The sequence below is a fragment of the Paraburkholderia sp. SOS3 genome (genome assembly GCF_001922345.1).
GTDB lineage: Bacteria > Pseudomonadota > Gammaproteobacteria > Burkholderiales > Burkholderiaceae > Paraburkholderia.
The window spans coordinates 4,336,817-4,359,715 of the sequence record NZ_CP018811.1 but is presented as its reverse complement, the minus strand read 5'-3'; the positions used below and the strand labels follow the sequence as shown (position 1 = coordinate 4,359,715).

Sequence of the window (22,899 nt, the reverse complement as noted above, 5' to 3'; positions counted from 1 at the left end):
CAATGAAGCATTAAGGATTCAAGGAACCTGACGACAATGGCAACCACTGTTTTCGACTCTGCGCTATTTCGCGACATGTTCGGCACGCCCGAGATGCGCGACGTGTTTTCCGACACCGCCTATCTCGCGCGCTGCGTCGACGCCGAGACCGCGCTCGCGCGCGCCCAGGCGAAGGCCGGTCTGATTCCCGGGCAGGCCGCGCGCGAAATCACCGCACGCGCCGACTTCGCGAAGCTCGATCTCGAGCAGTTGCGGCACGAAACGGAGATCGTCGGCTATCCGATCCTGCCGCTCGTCAAACAGCTGAGCGAGATGTGCGGCGAAGCGGGCCGCTATGTGCATTGGGGCGCGACGACACAGGACATCATGGACACCGCGACGATGCTGCAATGCATGCGCGGTGTCGCGATCGTCGAACGGCAACTCGACGAAGTGCGCGACGCGCTGCGCGGCCTCGCTGCCCAATATGCCGACACGGTCACGGCCGGCCGCACGCATCTGCAGCATGCGCTGCCGGTCACGTTCGGGTTCCGCGCGGCCGTGTGGCTGTCGTCGCTGCATCGGCATGCGGAGCGTCTGCAGCAGGCGAAGGCGCGCGTGCTGATGGCGCAGTTCGGCGGCGCGGCCGGCACGCTCGCGTCGCTCGGCGACCCGGTGCGCGCGCTCGAAACGCGGCGTCTGTTCGCGCAGGAACTCGGCCTGCGTAACCCGGAGATCACATGGCATGTCGCGCGCGACGGCCTCTGCGAACTCGTGTCGTTGCTCGCGAGCATCGGCGGCTCGCTCGGCAAGATCAGCGTGGACGTCATGATGATGGCCGCCTCGGAATTCGGCGAAGTCGCGGAGCCGTTCGTGCCGGGCCGCGGCGCAAGCTCGACGATGCCGCAGAAGCGCAATCCGATTTCGAGCGAACTGATGTTCGCCGCCGCGAAGATGTTGCGCGAGCGCGCCGCGCTGATGCTCGACGGCATGATGCACGACTTCGAACGCGCGACCGGCCCGTGGCATCTCGAATGGAGTGCGGTGCCGGAAAGCTTCTTGCTCGTATCGAGCGCGCTGCATCAGGCGAACTTCATGCTGCGCGGCCTGCATGTCGACGCGGCGAGGATGCGCAAAAACCTCGATCTGACAGGCGGTCTGATCGTCGCCGAAGCGGTGATGATGGGGCTCGCGCCTGCGCTCGGCCGTCAGCATGCGCACGACGTGGTGTATGACGCGTGCCGCGTCGCGATCGAAGAGAGCCGCACGCTGTACGACGTGTTGGCGAACAACGCATCGATTCGCGAACGCTTCGACGATGCGCAACTGCGCACGTTGACCGATCCGTCGAAATATCTCGGCGCCGCGTCGTTGATGGCACGTCATGTTGCGCATGCACAGGGAGGCTCGCACTGAACCGGTCGCGAACGCTTCACTAACGGATCGCTAACTTCCTGTTACGAATGTGCGAGCGATGTAGCACCTGTGTCGAACATCGGCTTCTACACTGCGAACCGGGTTCACAGTCATGCACTCAACGTGCAAGGAGTCACAAAATGAACAAGAAAGTGCTTGGCGCGATGGTTCTCGGTTTTGCGGCATTGGGCGTGTCGACGGCGGCGTCGGCGCACGTCGATGTGGCGGTCGGACTCGGCATTCCCGTGGCGCCTGTCTATGAAGCGCCGCCGCCGCCGGTAGTCGTCGCACCGGCGCCGGTCGTGGTCGGCTATGGCGGATACGGTCCCGACTGGCGCGAGCGCCGCGAGTGGCGCGAGCGCGAATGGCGCCGTCGTGAATGGCGCGAGCATGAGTGGCGCGAACATCACGATCGCGGCTGGCACTAACGCGGTATCCGGCGGTATCGGCGGTACCCGGCGACATTAGCCGGTGCTGCGCCGGGATGAAGCGGACCGGCCGCGCGGCGAGGGCGCGGCCCGTCTGGCTTCGGCGGGCGTGGCTGCGGCGGATTCGGGCGCGGCAGCAGCGCCCCGGTTCTTCTCGCGCGCCGTGACCCTCACCTCCACGCTCGACAGATGATCGCGCATTCGCTGTTCGGCGAGTTCGCTGTCGCGCGCGATCATCGCGGCCACGATGGCCTGATGTTGTTCCGCGAAATGTTTGCGCGTTTCCTGGTCGGCGGTTTTTTCGCGCAGCGCCGGTTTTACACGCACGCCGTTGATCGCTTCGAGCAGCGCGATGATCGCGGGGTTGCGCGTTGCCTGTGCAAGCAGCAGATGGAAGCGGTGGTCCCACTGTTGCCATTCGTAATCGTCCTTCGTCGATGCGTTTTTCCTTGCGACTTTTTCGAGTTCCGCGAGATCGGCGGGGCTTGCCTTCATCGTCGCAAGCGCAACGAGTGCAGGCTCGATCATGAGCCGCATTTCCGCGACGTCCGACGGGCTCGTGCCGACGGAGAGACCGTTCAATGTCTGCGCAAACCTGAGCGGACGCGCGCCGAGATACGTGCCGCGGCCGACGCCGCGCCAGATGCGCCCCGCCGCTTCGAGCGATGCGAGCGCGTTGCGCAATTCGCGCCGGCTGACCGATAGATCTTCGGCGAGCTTGCGTTCCGCCGGGAGCAAGTCGCCGTCGCGCAGGTCGTGCTGCGCGATATAGCTCGCGATGCGATCCAGCACCGAAATTTCAGTCATGGTTTGCCCCGAACCATTTTTTGATTGGTTCGATGTTAGCATTAATGGAAGCGTTTTCAATGTTTTTCTTGACTAGCATATATTGGCTGTAAATCATTAGATAAGAGCAAAATTCAAGTGCTTGCGAGGAATGAATTGCTGGATGAACCAATCTCGATTGGTTCGGATTGCGGCCCATGCAAAGCGCGCTCATCGCGAGATTGATTCAATGGCATTCACCACCCGTCCCGAGCTGATCGGCACCTTCGGCATGGCCGCGTCCACGCATTGGCTGGCCACTGCATCCGCGATGGCAGTGCTCGAAAGGGGCGGCAACGCATTCGATGCGGCCGCGGCGGCGGGTTTCGTGCTGCAGATCGTGGAGCCGCATCTGAATGGGCCCGGCGGCGAGTTGCCCGTGGTGTTCTACAGCGCGCGCGAAAAGCGCGTCCGCGTGCTGTGCGGCCAGGGCGTGAGCCCGGTCACGATGACGATCGAGCGGATGCGTGGCATGGGCCTCGAAGTGGTGCCCGGCACCGGCTTGCTGCCGGCGGTCGTGCCCGGTGCGTTCGGCGCATGGATGACGCTGCTGCGCGATTACGGCGAGTTGCCGCTCTCCGATGTGCTCGGCTATGCGATCGGTTACGCGCAGCACGGCTATCCGGTGCTGCCGCGCATGGCAGCGTCGATTCTCGCGATTCGGGATTTCTTCGCGGGCGAATGGACGACGTCGGCGCAGCAGTGGTTGCGCAATGGCGAAGCGCCGCGGCCGAACCAGTTGTTCAGCAATCCGTCGATCGCCGCCACCTATCGGCGCATTCTCGAAGAAGCGGGCAGCGGCGACCGCGCCGCGCAATGCGAACGCGCGCGGCATGCGTTCTATGCGGGCTTCGTCGCGGACGCCATCGATCGTTACTTCCGCACGACCGCCGTGCTCGATACGTCCGGCCAGCGCAATCGCGGCCTGTTGACCGGTGAGGACCTCGCGCGCTGGACGCCGTCGTACGAAGATCCGGTGTCGTACGACTATGCGGGCTTCACGGTGCACAAGACCGGCCCCTGGGGTCAAGGGCCGGTGTTTCTGCAGCAGCTCGCGCTGTTGAAGGGTTTCGATCTCGCGAGCCTCGACCCGCTTGGGCCCGACTTCGTGCATACGGTCATCGAATGCGCAAAGCTCGCGTTCGCAGATCGTGAAGTGTTTTATGGTGATCCTTTGCACGCCGATGTACCGCTCGATACGCTGCTGTCGGACCGCTATAACGATGCGCGCCGCAAACTCGTCGATCCCACGCGCGCCTCGCTCGAATTCCGCCCCGGCGAACTCGCTGACTCACACGGCAATGTTCGTGGCGACAGCCTGCTGCGCGCGCAAAAGATCATCGCGAATGCGGGGCGTCAACAGCCGGGCGGCTTCGGCCAGGGCGAGCCGACGTTCGCGCCGCTGCCGGAATTGCGCGGCGATACGGTGCACCTCGATGTCGTGGACCGCTGGGGCAACATGGTGTCGGCAACGCCGTCGGGCGGCTGGCTGCAGGCGTCGCCCGCGGTACCGGGTCTCGGCTTCAACGTGACGACGCGCGCGCAGATGTTCTGGATGGAAGCGGGCCTGCCGTCGTCGCTCGGCCCGGGCCGCCGGCCGCGCACGACGTTATCGCCGACGCTCGTCACGCGCGACGGCGCGCCGTATGCGGCGTTCGGTTCGCCGGGCGGCGATCAGCAGGACCAGTGGTCGCTGCAACTGTTCTTGCGGCATGTGCATGCGGGCATGGACCTGCAGGCCGCGATCGATGCGCCGTCGTTTCAGACTGCGCATTTTCCGGGATCGTTTTATCCGCGCGCGATGCAGCTCGGCAAGATGTCCGCCGAAGCGCGTTTTCCGGCGCGCACGCTCGCCGAACTGCAAGCGCGCGGGCACGACCTCACCGTTGCGGACCCGTGGGCGCTGGGGCGCGTGTGCGCCGTGAGCCTGCGCGATGGCCTGATGCGCGGCGCGGCGACGCCGCGGCAGATGCAGGCATATGCGATTGGGCGCTGAGCATGCGGGCGCGGGTTTTATCGGAAGCGGGTGCGCCGGTTTTTGCGCCGGTTTTTGCGCGAATCTTTGCGCCGGGTTTTGCACGATGGCGCGCCGATGTTGCGTGCGTCGTCATGTTCCGTCGTGACGTTCGCGGGTCACGCCGGGATGCGAGGATCGAACGCCTCGCGCGCGTCATGTGACTCAAGCGTTGCGTTTTCAGGGGGAAGTTCATGTCTACCGTTGCGGCTCGACTCGAACGCTTGCCGTTATCGGGCTTTCATCGAAAGCTGTTGATGATCGGCGGGCTCGGCTATCTGTTCGACGGCCTCGACTCGTCGTCGCTGGCATTTCTGCTGCCGATCGTCAGCAAGCTCTGGCATTTGAGCAGCGCGCAGACCGGGCTTGTCGCGAGCAGCACGTATATCGGCTATTTCTTCGGCGCGTTCGTCTGCGGTGTGACCGCGGACGTGATCGGACGGCGCCGCATCATGATGAGCGCGCTGTCGATCTATTGCGTCGCGTCGTTCGCCAGCGGTCTTGTCGGCGACTGGCACGCGTTCTTCGTGCTGCGGATGATCGCGGGCTTCGGCTCGGGCGCCGAGGCGGTCGTGATCGCGCCGTTTCTCGCCGAATTCGTGCCGCGCCGCTATCGCGGCGTGTTTTGCGGCGCGCTTGTGGGCTTCATGTCGTTCGGCTATCTGACGTCGTCGGTGCTCGGCTTTTCGATCGTCCGCAATTTCGCCGACGGCTGGCGCTATGTCGCGATGCTGACCGCGGTGCCGGTCGTGATGCTGCTGTGGTGGCGGCGCTCGCTGCCCGAGTCGCCGCGCTGGCTCGAAAGCCGCGGGCGCCTGCGCGAAGCCGACGAAATCGTGACGGGCGTCGAAGACCGGTTCATCAAGCGCGGCATGACGCTCGCACCGGTGCGCCAGGTCGTGCTCGATGGGCCGCCGTCGCCGCGGCGCAGCGTGCGCGGCGGCGCCTGGCGCAATATTGCCGCGCTCTGGTCGACGCGGCTCGCGGGCGTGACCGCGATCAGCTGGGCGATGTGGTTCTCCGTCGCATTCGCGTACTACTCGTTTTTCGCGTGGATTCCGAGCCTGCTCGTGAAGCAGGGCTTCACGATTACGCAAAGCTTCGGCTATTCGATTGCGATCTACGCGTCGCAGATTCCCGGCTATTTCTCGGCCGCGTTTCTGAACGAGCGGATCGGGCGGAAGGCGGTGGTGTCGTCGTATATGTTGCTCGGCGCGCTCGCCGCCGTCTGCCTCGCGCTGTCGCAGGCGGAGTTCGAGATCATGGCCGCGGGCATGTGTCTGTCGTTCTTCATGAACGGCGCGTTCGCGGGCGTCTATGCGTACACGCCCGAAATCTTTCCGACGGCAGTGCGCACGACGGGCGTCGGCACGTCGTCGTCGTTCGGGCGCATCGGTTCGGTCAGCGCGCCGATTCTGGTCGGCTTCGTCTATCCGGCGTTCGGCTTTGCCGGCGTGTTCGGCATGACGACGGCGGTGCTCGTGGTCGGCGCGGCGATCGTGTTCTTTCTCGGCATCGAAACGCGCAACCGCTCGCTCGAAGACATCGAAAAGCATGAACTGGCCGCGAAGCCGGACCTCGATGAATTGCGCGGCTCGCGGCGCATTCACGGCTGACCGGGCAGCGCCGGCGCAATCAGCGGAGCCAGCGAAACCCATCATCGGAACCATCGGACCATCGATATGCAACCTGACTCCCGCCCGCTCGATCTGGATGACGTTGCGCGGCTCGCGCGCGCAATGCGCACCGCGCGCCAGCCCGACGCGATGTTTCGCGAGATCTACGCGGTTGCGTGCGAAACGCTCGGCTGCAGGCTTTTCACGATCATGTCGTTCGATGCAGGGCGTTACGAGGTCGAGCGGCTGTACACGAATATGCCGACCGTGTATCCGCTGGGGGGCCGCAAGAAGAAGCGCGGCAGCGCGTGGGCCGAGCACACGCTGCAAAACCTGCTGCCATTTCGCGCGACCGATGCGGCCGGCATTCGCGCCGCATTCGACGACCATGCGGTGATCACCGGCATGGGGCTCGGCTCGATCCTGAATATTCCGGTTGCGTATGACGGGCGGTGTATCGGAACGATGAACCTGACGCACGTCGAAGGCTGGTACACGCAGGCGCACGAGGAAGCGGGGCTCGTGATCGCGTCGTTTCTTGCCGCGCCGCTCGCGCTCTATCAGTGCTGCGCGAAACCGAAAACGGCGCAGCCGGCCAGAGCCGGCTGCGCGTGACGGAAAAGCTCACGCGACGGCCGGTGCCGCCGCGTTGCCGACTCGAATTTCAAACGTAGATATCGACCTGCGAACCGGACGGCTTGTCCGTGCCGTCGGCCGACGTGTCCGGCGACGCGGGCTGCTGCGGCTTGTGCCCGCTCGTGGCGCCCGAATGGTGCGGCACATGCGGCGTTTCGTATCCGGACGTCTGGTTCGAGGTCTGCCCGGACTGCGAGTCGGGCCAGAGCACGTCGAACAGCGACTGCTTCGTGCCGTCCTGCGTCGTGACGGTGCCGTCCTCCGCGCCGCCTTTGGTCGGGTCTCGCTGCGGGTCGCGCTTCTTCTGCACATCTGCCGCGATGCGCTGCGTTTCATAAACCTGCCGGCCTGCAATTCTCATTGCTGCTCCTTTTTTTGATGTCGGCAAATCGACTGCTCGAACCTCGCCGAGCTTCCATTTCGTTTACGACTCTTTTAAAGGTTTCTTTAACGTTTTGCAAATGAGGGTGGTATGAACCCGCATGGCGGGCTGCCCGTGCGCGGTCATCGCCAGCACGATTCGTTGCCGGCTGGCAGAATTGCGTCTTCCGCCGCGAAGCGAAGGCGCTTCGCATTGCCGCCCCCCGCAGTCAAATCCCTACACGTCAAATGGCCGAATCGCGCAATTCCGGACGTGCGCTCGTCATTGCATCGGTCATGGCCTCGACGGCCATGATCGCGATCGAAATGACGATCGTCTCCACCGCCATGCCGCAAATCGCGACGCAGTTAGGCGGACTCGATCTCTATAGCTGGGTGTTTTCGTCGTTTCTGCTCGCGCAGACGGCAATGACCGTCGTGTTCGGCAAGCTCGCCGATCTGTTCGGGCGCAAGCCCGTGATGCTCGTCGGCATCGCGATCTTCCTCGCGGGCTCGCTGCTCGCGGGCTTCGCGTGGTCGATGCCGGCCATGATCGCGTTCCGGCTGATCCAGGGCATTGGCGCAGGGGCGATCCAGCCGGTTGCGATGACGATCGTCGGCGACCTCTATCCGGCCCACGAGCGCGGCAAGGTGCAGGGTTATCTGGCGAGCGTCTGGGCGGTCTCGGCCGTGGTCGGACCCGTGGTCGGCGGCTTCATCATCCACGCGCTGTCGTGGGCGTGGATCTTCTGGATGAACGTGCCGATCGGGCTTGCGGCGACGGCGGGCTTTATCGCGTTCCTGCACGAAAAGCCCGGGCATCGGCGGCCGTCGATCGATATTGCCGGTGCGGCGCTGTTCACGGTCGCGGTGGCGGCGCTGATGATCGCGCTCACCGATGCAGGCGCGTCTGCAGGTCGGCATGCGCTCTATGCGTGCGCGGTGTGCGCGATTGCTTCCGTGCTGTTCGTGATCCAGGAGCGGCGCGCCGCCGAGCCGATGATTTCGTTTGCCTTGTGGAGTCGCCGGCCGATCGCCGCGACCAATGCGTCCACGCTGCTCTCGGGCATGGTGCTGATGGGCGTCACAACGTTCCTGCCGATCTACGTGCAAGGCGTGCTGCAGCGCTCGCCGGTGGTGGCCGGCATGGCGCTGACGGTGATGATGGTCGGCTGGCCGGTCGGCGCGACGATTTCGGCGCGGCTGTTTCGCCGTTACAACCTGCGCTCGATTCTGGTGGTCGGCAGCGTGTTCATTCCGGCGGGCGGCGTGGTGTTCGCGCTGATGGGCGTCGATAGCGCGCCGCTCACGGCAGCGTTCGGCTCGCTCGTGATGGGCTTCGGCATGGGCTTGTCGGCCACGGCGGCGCTCGTGCTGATCCAGGAGCTCGTCGAGGCCAACCAGCGCGGCAGCGCGACGGCGTCGAATCTGTTCTCGCGCAATCTGGGCAGCACGCTCGGCGCGACGGTCTTTGGCGCCGTGTTCAACTTCGGGCTGGCGCACGCGAAGCAGATCGGCGCGGTGACGCCCGAACAGCTGCGCGCCGCACTCGATGCATCGGCGCAGAAGCTCGGCGCCGCCGCCGATACAGGCGTGCGGGTCGCCTTGCAGCAGTCGTTGCATCTGACGTTTGCGGGCGTGCTCGGCGTCTCGATTGCGCTGTTCCTGCTTGCGATGCTCGTGCCCTCGGTGGTGATTCGCCACAAGCGGGAGGTGACGACGCCGGTCGCGCATTGAAAGGTTGATCGGAGCGCCGTGCTTTACCCATGCAGCGTATCGATGATCGCCTGCGTAATGCCCGGCCGGTCATACGACGCTCGCTGAATCATCCCGACCGTGCGCAGCATCGGCGGATTGGAAATGGACAGCACGCGCAGCGAGGGATCGTTGCGCCAGTTGCCGCGATGCAGCAGCGGCAGCACCGCGACGCCGACGTTCTCCCGCACGAGCGCGACGATGGTCTCGATCGAATTGAGTTCGAGATATTCGTTGACGGCAAGCCCCGCCTCGCGCAGCGCCTGCTCGACGACACGCCCGGTGCGCACGCGCCGGTCGAAGCGCAGAAAGCCGTGACTGCGCAGAATGCGCTGCGGGTCGGTGTCGGCTATCTGGCTGCTCGTGACCAGTACGAGCGGCTCGCTATACAGGGTGGTCCACTTCAGCGTGTCGGGCAGCGTCGCATCGGCGCGTGCCACCACGGCCGCGATATCGACGTCGCCCGCTTCGACGAGCGCCGCGAGTTCGTCGGAGCGCGCCGACAGCAGCCGCACATCGAGCTGCGGATGCGCGGTTTTCAGGCGCGCGACGACGAGCGACAGCGCGCCGATCACCGACACCACCGCGCCGATCGTCAGCGGCCCGATCATCGAATCGGCCGGGTCCGCGTCGAGCTCGTCGAGCAGATCGAGAATCTGCTCGACCTTCGGCCAGATTTGCTGCCCATCGCGCGTCAGCACGATGTGCCGCCCGCTGCGCGCGAACAGTTGCCGCCCGAGCGCCTGCTCGAGCCCACGCATCTGCAGGCTGACGGCGGCCTGCGTCAACGCGACTTTTTCCGAGGCGGCAGCGAACGATCCGGTTCGCGCGACGGCCCGAAAGGTTTTCAACATCCGCAGCGTGGGCATGCTCGATCGTCAAGAAAAATTTAAGTGTCGGCAAGAAATATTAATATTTTCTGTCGGATGCCGCACTCATAATCTTCGCTTCAATTGACGCTTGAAAGCGTCTCCGAGGACGACCAGCCCGTGGGGAGTATCACAGCATGAGCGATGGCGAGCGCCGACCGGTACTCGAGGTCAGCGGCTTTTCGTTGAAGTTTTCGCGCTCGGCCGCGATGCCGAATCTCGTCGACAACGTGTCGTTTGCGGTCGGCACCGGGGAAACGCTGTGCATCGTCGGCGAATCGGGCTGCGGCAAAAGCGTGACGTCGCTCGCGCTGATGGGGTTGCTGCCGAGCCCGCCCGCGCAACGCGTGGCCGGCACCGCGCGCTTCGACGGCCGGGACCTCTTTACGCTCTCCGAGCGCGAGCTGGCCGATATTCGCGGCAACCGGCTCTCGATGATCTTTCAGGAGCCGATGACGTCGCTGAATCCGGCGTTTACGGTCGGCGAGCAGATCGGCGAAAGCATCCGGCGGCATCGCGGTTTGAGCCGCGCCGAAGCGCGCGAAGCGGCGCTCGAGATGCTGCGGCTCGTGCGTATTCCCGCGCCGGAAACGCGCCTCGATGCGTATCCGCATCAGTTGTCGGGCGGCATGCGCCAGCGCGTGATGATCGCGATGGCGCTCGCGAACCGGCCGCGTCTGTTGATCGCCGATGAGCCGACCACCGCGCTCGACGTGACGATTCAGGCGCAGGTTCTGTCGCTGATCCGCAATCTGCAGGCCGAAACCGGTACCGCGATGGTGCTGATCACGCATGACCTCGGCGTCGTCGCGGAAGTCGCGGACCATGTCGCGGTGATGTACGCGGGTCGTATCGTCGAATACGGCACGGTCGCCGATCTGTTCGACGATCCGCAGCATCCTTACACGATCGGCCTGATGGGCGCGATTCCGTCGACGGGCAAGCGCGAAGGTTCGCTCGCGACGATTCGCGGTTCGGTGCCGTCGCCGGAACAGATGCCGAACGGCTGCCGTTTTGCGCCGCGCTGCCCGTTCGCCGAGCAGCGCTGTGTCGATGCGGCGCCGCCCGACCAGTTCGTTACGGGCGTGCATCGGGTGGCGTGCTGGCTCGCGCCGGTCGAGCAGACCGCTCCTGCCGCGGGCGGGCAACGTCAAGGCGCGTCGATGCGCAAGGAGCTCGCATGACGGCGACCGCTATCCAGACCCTCGTCGCGGCTTCCGATGCCGCGGCGCCCGCAGCGCACGCGCCGATCATCGAAGCGCGCGCATTGACGAAACACTTCGGCGGCGAGCGCCATCTGTTCACGCGCACGCCCGTCGTCCATGCGGTCAACGATGTGTCGTTTTCGGTCGGCGCGGGCGAGACCTTTGCGATCGTCGGCGAATCGGGGTGCGGCAAGTCGACGCTCGGCCGCCTGCTGCTGCGGCTGATCGAATCGACGCAGGGCCGCGTGCTGTACCGGGGTCAAGACATCACGCATCTGCACGGCGCGCCGATGCGGCGGCTGCGGCGCGAAATGCAGCTGATCTTTCAGGATCCGTTCGCGTCGCTGAACCCGGGCATGACGGTCGGGCAGATCGTCGGCGAGCCGGTCGCGTTGCATGGGCTTGCGCGCAATGGCGCCGAGCGCCGCGAGCGCGTCGCGCAGTTGCTGCGCACGGTCGGGTTGCAGCCGGCCTACGCGGACCGCTATCCGCACGAGTTTTCGGGCGGCCAGCGGCAGCGCATCGGCATTGCGCGCGCGCTGGCCGGCGAACCGAAGCTGATCGTCGGCGACGAGCCCGTGTCGGCGCTCGACGTGTCCGTGCAGGCGCAGGTGATCAATCTGCTCGAAACGCTCAAGCAGGATCTCGGCCTCACGCTGATCATGGTCGCGCACGATCTCGCGGTGATCCGCCATATGAGCGACCGCGTCGCCGTCATGTATCTCGGCGAAATCGTCGAACTTGCGCACGTCGATGCGTTGTTCGACACGCCGCTGCATCCGTACACGCAGGCGCTGCTCGGTGCGATTCCGGTCAGCAGCCCGCACGAGCGCCGCGCGCGCGTCGCCTTGACCGGCGACCTGCCGAGCCCGACCGCGCCGCCGCCCGGTTGCCGTTTCCATCCGCGTTGCCCGCATGCGAAGCCGCTGTGTTCGCAGGAGCGGCCGCCGGCCGAAACGCTCGCCGACGGACGGCGCGTGGCGTGCCATTTCTGGCGCGAGATACAGAACGCGGGCGGCGGGGCGCCTCTCGCCGCGCCTGTCGGCACGAAGCTCGCGGAACGGCTTGCGATCTATCGCGAGCGGCAGGCGGCGCAAGCCGCGCAGGCCGCGTCATAGAACAACCTGCATCACACCGCTTTATTGAACCGGGAAAAAAAGGAAAGACCGCATGCGTAGAATCTTGATGGCCGCGGCGCTCGCGCTCAGCGCATCCGCCGCGATGGCGCAGACGAGCCAGATCCGGATCGGCCTGCAGGACGACATCGGTACGCTCGACCCTGCGCGCAGCGTGCAGTTCGTCGACCGCATCGTGTTCGCGTCGCTGTGCAATTCGCTCGTCGATATCACGCCGGACCTGAAGATCGTGCCCATGCTCGCGACGTCGTGGACCACGAGTGCCGACGGCAAGACGGTCACGTTCAAACTGCGGCAGGGCGTGAAGTTCCAGGACGGCGAGCCGTTCAACGCGGCGGCCGTGAAGGCGAATATCGAGCGCGACATGACGTTGCCGACGAGCAATCGCAAGAGCGAACTCGCGTCGATCGACCATGTCGATGCGATCGACGCCAATACGGTCGCCTTCGTGCTCAAGCAGCCGGATGCCGCGCTGCTCGCCACGCTGTCGGATCGCGCCGGCATGATGCTGTCGCCGAAGACGTTCGCGGACGCGGCCGGCGTCGCGACGCATCCGGTCTGCTCGGGCCCGTACAAGTTCGTGCAGCGCGTGCAGAACGATCGTGTCGTACTCGAGAAATTCGACGGCTACTGGGATGCTGCGAAGTATCCGATCCAGCGCATCACGTTCCTGCCGATTCCCGATGCGACCGTGCGTCTCGCGAACCTGCGCTCGGGCTCGCTCGATATGCTCGAGCGCGTTGCGCCGTCGGACGTGAATGCAGTCAAGAGCGACGCGAACCTGAAGCTCGTGACCACGCCGGGCCTTGGCTACTATTACGTCACGTTCAACATCAACAACGGCTCGCGCAGCAACCCCGTGCTGCGCGACAAGCGCGTGCGCGAAGCATTCGATCTGTCGATCGATCGCGATGCGATCAACCAGGTGATCGGCGCCGGCATCTTCACGCCGGCGAACCAGGCGCTGCCCAGATCGAGCCCGTACTTCGACGCCGCTCTGCCCGCGCCGCATCGCGACGTCGCGAAGGCGAAGGCGCTGCTGAAGGCGGCCGGCCACGAACATGTCGACATCGAGTTCACGTATCCGAACAACACGGTGTCGAGCCAGATCGTGCAGATGCTGCAGGCGATGGTCGGCGAAGCCGGCTTCAACCTGAAGCTGCGGCCGACCGACTACGCCGCGCAACTGAGCGCAGCGCATAGCGGCGACTTCGAGGCGATGTACCTCGGCTGGTCGGGCCGCGTCGATCCGGACGGCAACCTGCATCAGTTCAATACGTGTGCGGGCAACCTCAACTACGGCAAGTACTGCAATGCGGAAGTGGACAAGCTGCTCGACGCCGCGCGCGTGAAGCTGACCGTCGCGGACCGCAAGGCGCAGTACGACGCGGCTGCGAAGGTGCTGGCCGACGAAGACCCGAACGTCTACATCTACATACAGCCGTGGCCGTATGTGCTGTCGAAGAAAGTGCAGGGCTTCACGCCCTATCCGGACGGGCTGATTCGCTTGCGCGGCGTCAGCATCAAGGGCTAGACGCCATGCTCAGGATCATCGCCAATCGCCTGCTCGTCGCGGTGCCGACACTGATTCTCGTGTCGATGCTGATCTTCGGCCTGCAGAAGCTGTTGCCCGGCGACCCGGTGATGGCGATGGCCGGCGAAGATCAGGACCCGCAGCTGATCGCGTCGCTGCGCGCCAAGTATCACCTCGACGAGCCGGTGCCGACGCAGTACGTGCTGTGGGTCAAGGACGTGCTGCACGGCAATCTCGGCGCGTCGCTGCGCACCGACGTGCCGGTCACGTCGCTGATCGCGCAGAAGCTGCCCGTGACGATCCAGCTTGCGGTGATGGCGATGATCTTCGCGATCGGCATCGGCATTCCGGCCGGTGTGATTTCCGCGTCGAGCCGTGGCGGGCCGCTCGATTACGGCGCGAATATTCTTGCGCTGTCGGGCATGTCGATTCCGAATTTCTGGCTCGGCATCATGCTGATTTTTCTCGTGTCGGTGCGCTGGCATTTGCTGCCGTCGTCGGGCTATGTGCCGCCCGGCGAAGACTTCTGGCTCAGCATGAAAACCATGCTGATGCCCGCTTTCGTGCTCGGCGCCGCGCTCGGCGCGCAACTGATGCGGCATACGCGCAGCGCGATGCTGTCCGTGCTGCGCACCGATTACATCCGCACCGCGCGTGCGAAGGGGCTGTTGCGTCTGGCCGTCGTCGTCAAGCATGGCTTTCGCAATGCGCTGATTCCGATCGTCACCGTGCTCGCGCTGCTGTTCGGCGAACTGCTCGCGGGCGCCGTGCTGACCGAGCAGGTGTTTACGATTCCGGGCTTCGGCAAGCTGATTGTCGATGCCGTGTTCAATCGCGACTATGCGGTCGTGCAAGGTGTCGTGCTCGTCACCGCGCTGTCGTTTATCGTCGTGAACCTGTTTGCCGATGTGCTTTATATCGTGCTCAATCCTCGTATGAGGCGCAGCTGATGGCTACTCCCGCGTCTCCCGTGCGTGCGCCTTCGTCCGCTGCCGCGGCCGGTGTCGCCGCGGGTGCTTCCGATACGCTACCGCGCCGCAAGCGCCGCGGCCTCACGAAGTTCATGCGCAATCGCGCCGCCGTGTTCGGCGCGGTGCTTGTGCTGCTGGTCGTGGTCATGGCGCTATTCGCGCCGTGGCTGTCGCATTACGACCCGGTGCAGGCGAGCTTCCTCACCGTGCGTCAGCCGCCGTCGGCCGCGCACTGGTTCGGCACCGACGAGCTCGGCCGCGATGTGTTCGCGCGGCTGCTCTATGGCGCGCGTGCGTCGTTGCTTGCCGGCGTTGTTTCGGTGTGTATCGCGGTCGTGATCGGTTTGCCGCTCGGCTTGCTGGCCGGTTACTTCGGCAAGCTCGTCGACGGCGTGATTTCGCGTGTTGCCGATGCGCTGCTGTCGATTCCGTTTCTGATTCTCGCGATCGCGCTCGCCGCGTTTCTCGGCCCGAGCCTCACGAATGCGATGGCGGCGATCGGCATATCGGCGATGCCGCGCTTCGTGCGTCTGACGCGCGGCCAGGCGCTCGCGGTGAAGGCGGAGGAATATGTCGAAGGCGCGCGCGCCATCGGTCTCGGTCACGTGCGGATCATCGTGCGCTATATCCTGCCGAATGTGCTGCCGCCGATCATCGTGCAGGCGAGCCTCACGATCGCCACCGCGATCATCGCCGAAGCGAGCCTGTCGTTTCTCGGGCTCGGGCAATTGCCGCCGGCGCCGTCGTGGGGTTCGATGCTGAACACCGCGAAGGATTTCGTGAGCCAGGCGCCGTGGATGTCCGTCTTTCCCGGCGTCGCGATTTTCCTCGCTGTGCTAGGTTTCAATCTGCTCGGCGATGGTTTGCGCGACGCGCTCGATCCACGCGAATCGTAGCGTGCACGGCGTGAGCATTTCAGTCGCTGCCCGGCTCGCTTCTTTCAACACTTCATCCGTTTGAGTTTCACATGACACGTTTCAACTGGCAAAACCCCTATCCGACGCAGCGCCTGCCTGTGTTCGCGCGCAACATCGTTTCGACGTCGCATCCGCTGGCCGCGCAGGCCGGCCTGCGGATGCTGTGGAAAGGCGGCAATGCGGTCGATGCGGCGATCGCCGCAGCCGCGATGCTGACTGCGGTGGAGCCCGTGTCGTGCGGACTCGGCGGCGATGCGTTCGCGCTCGTCTGGGACGGCAACAAGCTGCATGGCCTCAATGCATCGGGTACGGCGCCCGCCGCGTGGAACGTCGACTACTTCAAGGGCAAGTACGGCGAAGAAAACGGCATTGCGATCCAACCGAAACGCGGCTGGGATTCGGTTACGGTGCCGGGCGTGATCGCAGGCTGGGAAGCGCTGCACAAGAAGTTCGGCAAACTGCCGTTCGGCGATCTGATGGAACCGGCCATCGAGGTATGCGAGCGCGGTCATGCGGTGGCGAGCGTCGTGGCGCACAAATGGGCGGCCGCGGTGCCGGAACTCAAGGACGTGCCCGGCTATGCGCAAACCTTCATGCCGCACGGCCGCGCGCCGGAAGTGAGCGAGCTGATCCGTTATCCGGGGCATGCGAAGACGCTGCGTCTGCTTGCCGAGAAAGGTCCGCGCGTCTTTTACGAAGGCGAGATCGCCGAGCGCATCGAGGCGTTCGCGCGCGAGCACGGCGGCGCGATGACGGCGGCCGACCTGCGCAACTACCGCGCGGACTGGGTCGAGCCGATCTCGAAGGAATATCGTGGTCATAAGGTGCACGAGATTCCGCCGAACGGCCAGGGCATCGCGGCGCTGATCGCGCTCGGTATTCTCGAGCAGTTCGACGTGAAGTCGCTGACTGTCGACAACGTCGAATCGCAGCACTTGCAGATCGAAGCGATGAAGCTTGCATTCGCCGATGTCTATCGCTATGTGGCGGACCCGCGCTCGATGGACGTGACGCCCGAGCAGATGCTCGACGACGCGTACCTGAAGTCGCGCGCGAAGCTGATCGACCCGAAGCGCGCGACGCATTTCGATTTCGGCATGCCGAAGTCGGGCGGCACGATCTATATGTCGGCGGCCGACGAAAACGGCATGATGGTCAGCTTCATCCAGTCGAACTATATGGGCTTCGGCTCGGGCATCGTCGTGCCGGGCTACGGCATCTCGATGCAGAACCGCGGCTGCGGTTTTTCGATGGACAAGAAGTCGCCGAACGTCGTGGAAGGCGGCAAGCGGCCGTTCCACACGATCATCCCGGCGTTCCTCACGCAGGAAGTGAATGGCCGCGACGAAGCGGTAATGAGCTTCGGCGTGATGGGCGGCGATATGCAGCCGCAAGGCCATCTGCAGTCGATCGTGCGTATGCTCGACTACGGCCAGCAGCCGCAGGCCGCGTGCGATGCGCCGCGCTGGAAGGTCAACCGCGACTTCACGATCGACGTCGAGTCGACGCTCGATGCGCAGTGCGTGCGCGGGCTCGAGGAACGCGGTCACCAGATCAAGTCGTTCGTCGATCCGTATATGGACTTCGGCTCGGGCCAGTACATCTGGAGGCTCGATCGCAACGATCCGGACCGCGGCTATGTCGCGGCGAGCGACAGCCGCCGCGACGGACTGGCAGCCGGATTCTGATTACACGCGGCCTCGTGCCGCGGCCCATGCCTGAATGCTTCACCTGCCGGGCAGGCGCTGGATTGCCTGCCCGCGTATCTTTTCCCCTCCCGTTCGTCCTGTTGTTCGTCCTGTAATTCGTCCTGTTGCTCACGCAACCATCGAGCGACCCTCTCGCGACCGCCACGCCGCTTCGCGTTGACGTCGATCGCTTCGTCCCGGTCCATCGCATTCCACGCGCATCCGCAGCGGCACGCCTGTGCCGGGTTTGGGCACGCCTTATGCGTCAAAGGGTTAGCCAACATGCATGCATCCACTACGCATCGGCGCTAAACTTTTTGACAATTTCATTAAGAAGAATTTACCGGAGCTATCATGCGCTGGATCGTTCTGGCATGGTTCCTTTCGAGTGCCGCATACGTATTCAACCGCGGAACGCAGCGCTTTAAATTCTGGCGGCAGTTGTCCGATCATTCGACCTTTCTCGCACCGATCAATATCTGGTGTTATCTGCTTTCGTCGATCAAGCCGGGGCCGTATATCGCCTCGTCGTCGTTTCCCGAACTCGCGCCGCTGCGCGCGAACTGGCAGCGGATTCGCGATGAGGCGCTCGCGGTCGATGCCGAGCAGAAAATCGCGGCCGCGGCCGATTACACCGATATCGGTTTCAACTCGTTCTTCAAGACCGGCTGGCGTCGTTTTTATCTGAAGTGGTACGACGCGCCGCATCCGTCGGCCGAGTCGCTGTGCCCGTACACGACAAAGCTGCTGCAGAGCATTCCGTCGGTGAAGGCCGCGATGTTCGCGCAATTGCCGCCGGGCGCGAGCCTCGTGCGGCATCGCGATCCGTACGCGGGGTCCGTGCGCTATCACCTTGGGCTCGTCACGCCGGCGGACCCGAAGTGCTATATCGACGTCGACGGCCAGCAGTACTACTGGCGCGACGGCGAGGAGGTGATCTTCGACGAAACGTATATCCACTACGCGAAGAACGATACGAATGTGTCGCGCATCGTGCTCTTTTGCGACATCGAGCGGCCGATGCGTTTTCGCTGGGCGTCGGCAATCAACCGGCTCGTGTCGAATACGCTGATGCGCGCGGCCTCGTCGCCGAACGAGGTCGGCGACCGCACCGGTGTGCTGAACCGCATGTTCAAGTACGTCTACGCAATCCGGCGCGTGGGCAAGAAGATCAAGGCGTGGCATCGGCCCACGTACTATTTCGTCAAATGGACGCTGTTCGGCTCGATCATTGCCGGCGTGTTTTATCTGATGTGAACGCTTTGCGGCTGTCGACGCTTGCGCAACGGATGGAAGCCGGCGATAAAACGCGGCGCGTCAAAGTGCATGCGTTAGATTAGACGCGTCAAGAGAAGCAAAACGTATGGAAAGGCAATGGTGCAGCCGACGCTGCGCGATTGCCTTTTTTGCTTTGTGAAGTCTTCGCGGCAGCGGCGCGTTTGTGCAGAGTCGGTTTTTCGCTGCAAAGTTTTGCGCCCAACGATTGTTATATTATAACATTGACGGATCGATATCCCGGCCGTGCCCGGTTAGCGCACCCTTAACGCACTCTTAACGCACTCTTTGCACGAGCGATCCATGACCAAGCTTCCCGTAACCGTCTTGTCCGGCTTTCTCGGTGCCGGCAAAACCACGCTGCTCAATCACGTTCTGAACAACCGCGAGGGCAAGCGCGTTGCCGTTATCGTCAACGACATGTCCGAAGTCAATATCGACGCGCAACTCGTGCGCGACGGCAGTCAGTTGTCTCATGTCGACGAGAAGCTGGTCGAGATGAGCAATGGCTGTATCTGCTGCACCTTGCGCGAAGATCTGCTCGTCGAGATCCAGCGTCTTGCGAGGGAGCAGCGCTTCGATTACCTGCTGATCGAGTCGACAGGTATTTCGGAGCCGCTGCCGGTCGCCGAGACGTTCACGTTTCGCGATCAGGAAGGCCGCAGTCTTTCCGATATCGCGCAGCTCGACACGATGGTCACCGTCGTCGACGCATATCACTTCGCGCGCGACTACGGTTCGCACGATTTCCTTGCCGAGCGCGGCGAGACGATGGGCGATGAGGATCGACGCACGGTCGTCGATCTGTTGACCGAGCAGGTCGAATTCTGCGACGTGATCGTGCTGAACAAAACGGATAGGGTCAGTGCGAGCGAGCTCGAGCGGCTCAAGGGGGTGCTGCGCGCGCTCAATGGTCGCGCACAGATCGTCGAAAGCAGCTTCGGGCGCGTGCCGGTCGATCGCGTTCTGAACACCGGGCTCTTCGATTTCGAAGCGGCTGCGCAAGCGGCGGGCTGGCTCAAGGAAATGCGCGGAGAGCATATTCCGGAGAGCGAGCAGTATGGGATCGTGAGCTTCGTCTATCGCGCGCGTCGTCCGTTTCATCCGCAGCGATTCTTCGACTGGATCCAGCAGGAGTGGCCCGGAGTCGTGCGCTCGAAAGGCTATTTCTGGCTCGCCTCGCGTCACGATCTGGTCGGCGAATGGTCGCAGGCGGGCGCGATTTCACGTCACCATCGCGCGGGCACATGGTGGGCGGCGGTGCCGAAAGCGTCGTGGCCGCAAAGCCCCGAAGCGTTGGAAATCATTCAGCGTCGCTCGGAGCCGCCCTATGGCGACCGTCAGCAGGAACTCGTGCTGATTGGCACGGGGATGAATGAGGCGACGTTGCGCGCCGCATTCGATGCGTGTTTGCTCGACGATGACGAACTCGCACTCGGCGCAAAGGAATGGCTGCGGTTCGACGATCCGTTTCCTTCGTGGGCGGTGCCGCAGTAGCAGTTGCTACGTGTGCAGGCTTCGATGCGAAATCGAACGTGAAATCCGGGCGATTCCGCGTTCGAACGCGAACGGTTGGTTGCGCGGACAACCGATACGACACGCAACGAAGCAGCGAACTCTCCCTCCGTCGCCTCCTTCCATCGCATGCGCGGCAAGTCCCGCCGCGCACTGCATATCCTGCGCCAGCGGTTCGGTTTCTCGTCTGAACTTCTACAGCGCTTGCGGTCGTCAGCGCACAGACCCGCGACGTTTGACGCGCGCACAGTGAAGGCGCCAGGACACAAGATCGATTATTGAAATTCGACTGTTGCTATTTCGTCAAAAACAATACAGCGACGCGTGATCAGGCATAAAGTTAAAGTGCTTTATCAAGTCTCTTGTGCAGTGCGGGGGTGTGCTATGAAACGCAGAACAACGCGACAGATGGTGAGGGTGCTTTCCGATATCCGTCGTTCAGCCAACTGCAGGGCTTTGCGCGCGGCTGCGGTGATTCGCGAGATGGAACTCGCGGAGATCGAAGCGGAAGAGGAAGAACGCGAGAGCCGCGAAACCGCTCGCGAAGAGGCGCGCGACAAGCCGAGCTGGAGAACGTCGTGAAAGCCGCGGGCGATCGGTCGCTACGCCTGCTGGTCGAGAAGTGGCTCGCACCGCTCGCGGCGACGCCGCTGCACGTCACGCACTTCGGCCGCACGCGCAACGACGGGACGCGTTACGTGCAGGGTTGAGGCGCGGTCGGTGGATGGGCTGCGTGCACTGTTCTTTTTCAGGCATGACGACGGGTGCTGGTGCGTGTTTCCGCCGACGGTCGACAGGGCGAAGCGAAGCAGCGAGCAGGTTGCTGTCGAGGCTGCGTAGCCCGAGTAACCCACGTAATGCGGTGAGTAATGCGGTGAGCGGCGCAAGTACCGCAGTGTGCGACGCCTATCCCACCGACGCAGATTGCCTGCGCGCATGCCATATCGGCATCACCTGGCAGACGATCAGCCCGATCAACATCAGCACGCATCCGAACACCGCGCGCGCCGTCAGCGTCTCGCCGAGCACGAGCCAGCCGGCGAGCGCCGCGAACACGCCTTCCATGCTAAAGATGACGGCCGCGTGCGCGGGCGCCGCGTGTTTCTGGGCGACCACCTGAATCGTGTACGCAACGCCGACCGACAGCGCGCCGCCATACAAAATGGTCGGCGCCGCGCGCACGATGTCGGCGGCGCGAACCGGCTCGTACGCAAGCGCAATCGCGCTGCAAACCACACCGCACGCAACGAACTGCACGAGCGCGAGCACGAGCGGATCGTGTCGCCGCGCGAAGCGTCCGACGAGCACGACCTGCGCGGAAATCACGAGCGCGCCGGCGAGCTGGTACCCGTCGCCGTACAGCATCGAAAAGTGCTCGTCGACGCTGAGGAAATACATGCCGGCTGCTGCGAGCGCGGCGCCAAGCCAGGTGCCGAGCGCCGTCTGATGGCGCAGCACGACGCCCATTAGCGGCACGATCACGACGTATAACGAACTGATAAAACCGGCATTCGCGACCTTCGTGTATTGCAAACCGATTTGCTGCAGCGAAATGGCCACGGCGAGCAGCAGGCCGAGCCACGTACCGTCGCGTAGCAGCGTGAAGCGGACTAGCGGCAATCGTGCGGGCAATGGTCGTGGCGTTGGCGCCGGCGTGTGCAAGCGTTCCTCGATGAGCGGCTTCGCGGCGGCCGACCACGGCCGCAGGCATGCGAGCAGCACCAGCACCACGCAGGCGCCAAGCAGAAAGCGCAATCCGGTGAATAGAAACGGCCCGATCGTGTCGAGGCTTAGGCGTTGCGCCACGAAGGCGGAGCCCCAGATCATCGCGGCAACGAGCATCAGCAGGTTCGCGCGCAGGTGTTGTCGAGTTGTGGTTTTCAAGCGGACGGATTCTCACGTTCAAGTCGAACATGATAACGGACCGCGCAACGGCAAAATCGCGCGCGCTTTACGTCGTCGTGCTGTGCGTCACGCTATCCATCAGCGCGCGCATCCGCTGCCAGTGGGAGCCTTCCCAGAACACGCGCCGGCACACGTCGCAGGTGACGAATTGCGAATGCCGCTCGAGCACGCCATCGGGCGCGCGGCCCGCCGCTTCGTCTTTTGAAATGCGGCGCAGCGGCGCATTGCAGGTGAGGCACAGACGGAACGGTTGCGCGCTGCCGTTGAGGTCGAGGCGTCTGAAGATTTCGCGGAGCTGCGCTTCGGGCTTGAGCGCGCGCACATAGCAGCCGTGCGTGATCGTGCGGCGCTTGAGCAGTTCGCGGTCGCGCGTGAGGACGATGCGGCTTTCATCGAGCGCGAGCGCCTCGATGCGCGCGTCCTCGTAGTGGTTGTCGTAAAGCGTATCGAAGCCTGCGAGACGCAGCAGTTGCGCGAGACCGCCCAGATGCGCGTCGGCGATAAAGCGCACCACACGCAGCGGCTGCTCGCGTACGCGCAATAGCGGCCGGATATCGAGTGCTTCGAATTTCGGGTAGACGGCGACGCGGTCGCCTTCTTTCAACGGATGATCGAAACCGACCGATTCTCCGTTCACCAGAATGAGCTCGACTTCGGTATGCGGCACGCCGAGTGCTTCGATCATGTGTTTCGCGGTCGCATCGCGTGCGCAGGCGCAGCTGAACGACTGCCGCCGCAGGGGCCGGGCCAGAAAGTCGTTGAGCTCCTCGTAGAAGCGGAAAATCGCGGTGACCATGCGCCAGTATCGCATTTGCCCCGGCGCCGCCGTCAGGCCATCGTCGAATTTCGAAACGA

General features: G+C 64.1%; 20 protein-coding genes and 1 pseudogene. 16 read left to right on the top strand and 5 right to left on the bottom strand.

Translation table 11 applies throughout. The annotated features are described in order from the left end of the window. Positions 1-36: 36 nt before the first annotated feature. Positions 37-1,395 (top strand): class-II fumarase/aspartase family protein, encoded by a 1,359-nt coding sequence (locus BTO02_RS19480; RefSeq protein ID WP_075158401.1) that lies wholly within the window; start codon positions 37-39, stop codon positions 1,393-1,395. A 140-nt stretch (positions 1,396-1,535) separates the two neighbouring features. After that, positions 1,536-1,823 carry a hypothetical protein gene (locus BTO02_RS19475; protein WP_075158400.1) on the top strand — a complete coding sequence of 96 codons (288 nt, stop codon included), beginning with the start codon at positions 1,536-1,538 and terminating at the stop codon, positions 1,821-1,823. 36 nt (positions 1,824-1,859) lie between these two features. On the opposite strand, the gene BTO02_RS19470 is transcribed toward BTO02_RS19475, so the two are convergent. After that, entirely contained in the window at positions 1,860-2,630 is a 771-nt protein-coding gene (locus BTO02_RS19470) for a FadR/GntR family transcriptional regulator (RefSeq protein ID WP_075158399.1), read from the bottom strand. A gap of 208 nt (positions 2,631-2,838) precedes the next feature. Between BTO02_RS19470 and BTO02_RS19465 the strand changes: the two genes are divergently transcribed. The 3 genes from BTO02_RS19465 to BTO02_RS19450 all read left to right on the top strand — a co-directional run bounded on the left by BTO02_RS19465 (position 2,839) and on the right by BTO02_RS19450 (position 6,893). After that, positions 2,839-4,644, top strand: coding sequence for a gamma-glutamyltransferase family protein (locus BTO02_RS19465; protein WP_075158398.1), 1,806 nt, complete (start codon positions 2,839-2,841; stop codon positions 4,642-4,644). A 212-nt stretch (positions 4,645-4,856) separates the two neighbouring features. Further along, the gene (locus BTO02_RS19455; RefSeq protein ID WP_075158396.1) at positions 4,857-6,278 is read left to right on the top strand and encodes an MFS transporter; all 1,422 of its coding nucleotides are present in this window, start codon (positions 4,857-4,859) and stop codon (positions 6,276-6,278) included. A gap of 66 nt (positions 6,279-6,344) precedes the next feature. Then, positions 6,345-6,893 (top strand): GAF domain-containing protein, encoded by a 549-nt coding sequence (locus BTO02_RS19450; protein WP_075158395.1) that lies wholly within the window; start codon positions 6,345-6,347, stop codon positions 6,891-6,893. Between the two features lie 49 nt (positions 6,894-6,942). Here BTO02_RS19450 and BTO02_RS19445 read toward each other — a convergent pair whose 3' ends face one another. Then, on the bottom strand, positions 6,943-7,275 hold the full coding sequence (locus tag BTO02_RS19445) for a hypothetical protein (RefSeq protein ID WP_075158394.1): 333 nt from the start codon (positions 7,273-7,275) through the stop codon (positions 6,943-6,945). A gap of 248 nt (positions 7,276-7,523) precedes the next feature. Between BTO02_RS19445 and BTO02_RS19440 the strand changes: the two genes are divergently transcribed. Further along, the gene (locus BTO02_RS19440; protein WP_075158393.1) at positions 7,524-9,011 is read left to right on the top strand and encodes an MDR family MFS transporter; all 1,488 of its coding nucleotides are present in this window, start codon (positions 7,524-7,526) and stop codon (positions 9,009-9,011) included. Between the two features lie 23 nt (positions 9,012-9,034). Here BTO02_RS19440 and BTO02_RS19435 read toward each other — a convergent pair whose 3' ends face one another. Then, positions 9,035-9,898, bottom strand: a complete 864-nt coding sequence (locus BTO02_RS19435) for a LysR substrate-binding domain-containing protein (protein WP_075158392.1) — start codon at positions 9,896-9,898, stop codon at positions 9,035-9,037. Between the two features lie 137 nt (positions 9,899-10,035). Between BTO02_RS19435 and BTO02_RS19430 the strand changes: the two genes are divergently transcribed. The 10 genes and pseudogenes from BTO02_RS19430 (at position 10,036) to BTO02_RS19390 (ending at position 20,979) form a co-directional block, all read left to right on the top strand. Beyond that, positions 10,036-11,082, top strand: coding sequence for an ABC transporter ATP-binding protein (locus BTO02_RS19430; RefSeq protein WP_075158391.1), 1,047 nt, complete (start codon positions 10,036-10,038; stop codon positions 11,080-11,082). Further along, entirely contained in the window at positions 11,079-12,221 is a 1,143-nt protein-coding gene (locus BTO02_RS19425) for an ABC transporter ATP-binding protein (RefSeq protein WP_075158390.1), read from the top strand. Before BTO02_RS19430 ends, BTO02_RS19425 begins: the two co-directional genes overlap by 4 nt. A gap of 52 nt (positions 12,222-12,273) precedes the next feature. Further along, entirely contained in the window at positions 12,274-13,773 is a 1,500-nt protein-coding gene (locus BTO02_RS19420) for an ABC transporter substrate-binding protein (RefSeq protein WP_075158389.1), read from the top strand. Positions 13,774-13,778: 5 nt separating this feature from the next. After that, entirely contained in the window at positions 13,779-14,723 is a 945-nt protein-coding gene (locus BTO02_RS19415; RefSeq protein WP_075158388.1) for an ABC transporter permease, read from the top strand. Next, on the top strand, positions 14,723-15,640 hold the full coding sequence (locus BTO02_RS19410) for an ABC transporter permease (RefSeq protein ID WP_083615180.1): 918 nt from the start codon (positions 14,723-14,725) through the stop codon (positions 15,638-15,640). Before BTO02_RS19415 ends, BTO02_RS19410 begins: the two co-directional genes overlap by 1 nt. A gap of 71 nt (positions 15,641-15,711) precedes the next feature. Beyond that, entirely contained in the window at positions 15,712-17,349 is a 1,638-nt protein-coding gene (locus BTO02_RS19405) for a gamma-glutamyltransferase family protein (RefSeq protein WP_075158387.1), read from the top strand. Between the two features lie 354 nt (positions 17,350-17,703). Continuing rightward, positions 17,704-18,606 (top strand): aspartyl/asparaginyl beta-hydroxylase domain-containing protein, encoded by a 903-nt coding sequence (locus tag BTO02_RS19400; RefSeq protein ID WP_075158386.1) that lies wholly within the window; start codon positions 17,704-17,706, stop codon positions 18,604-18,606. Between the two features lie 321 nt (positions 18,607-18,927). Beyond that, positions 18,928-20,121 carry a zinc metallochaperone GTPase ZigA gene (zigA, locus tag BTO02_RS19395; RefSeq protein ID WP_075158385.1) on the top strand — a complete coding sequence of 398 codons (1,194 nt, stop codon included), beginning with the start codon at positions 18,928-18,930 and terminating at the stop codon, positions 20,119-20,121. Between the two features lie 402 nt (positions 20,122-20,523). Beyond that, complete coding sequence (locus BTO02_RS34380; protein WP_156883857.1) at positions 20,524-20,721, top strand: hypothetical protein; 198 nt, start codon at positions 20,524-20,526, stop codon at positions 20,719-20,721. Further along, positions 20,718-20,979: pseudogene (locus BTO02_RS19390) on the top strand (hypothetical protein). The gene BTO02_RS34380 and the pseudogene BTO02_RS19390 overlap by 4 nt, the downstream one beginning before the upstream one ends. 66 nt (positions 20,980-21,045) lie before the next feature. Here BTO02_RS19390 and BTO02_RS19385 read toward each other — a convergent pair. Continuing rightward, a complete protein-coding gene (locus BTO02_RS19385; protein WP_075158384.1) occupies positions 21,046-22,023 on the bottom strand; it encodes a DMT family transporter in 978 nt (325 codons plus the stop codon). 67 nt (positions 22,024-22,090) lie between these two features. Continuing rightward, entirely contained in the window at positions 22,091-22,840 is a 750-nt protein-coding gene (locus tag BTO02_RS19380) for a Mut7-C RNAse domain-containing protein (RefSeq protein ID WP_075159017.1), read from the bottom strand. Positions 22,841-22,899: the final 59 nt, after the last annotated feature.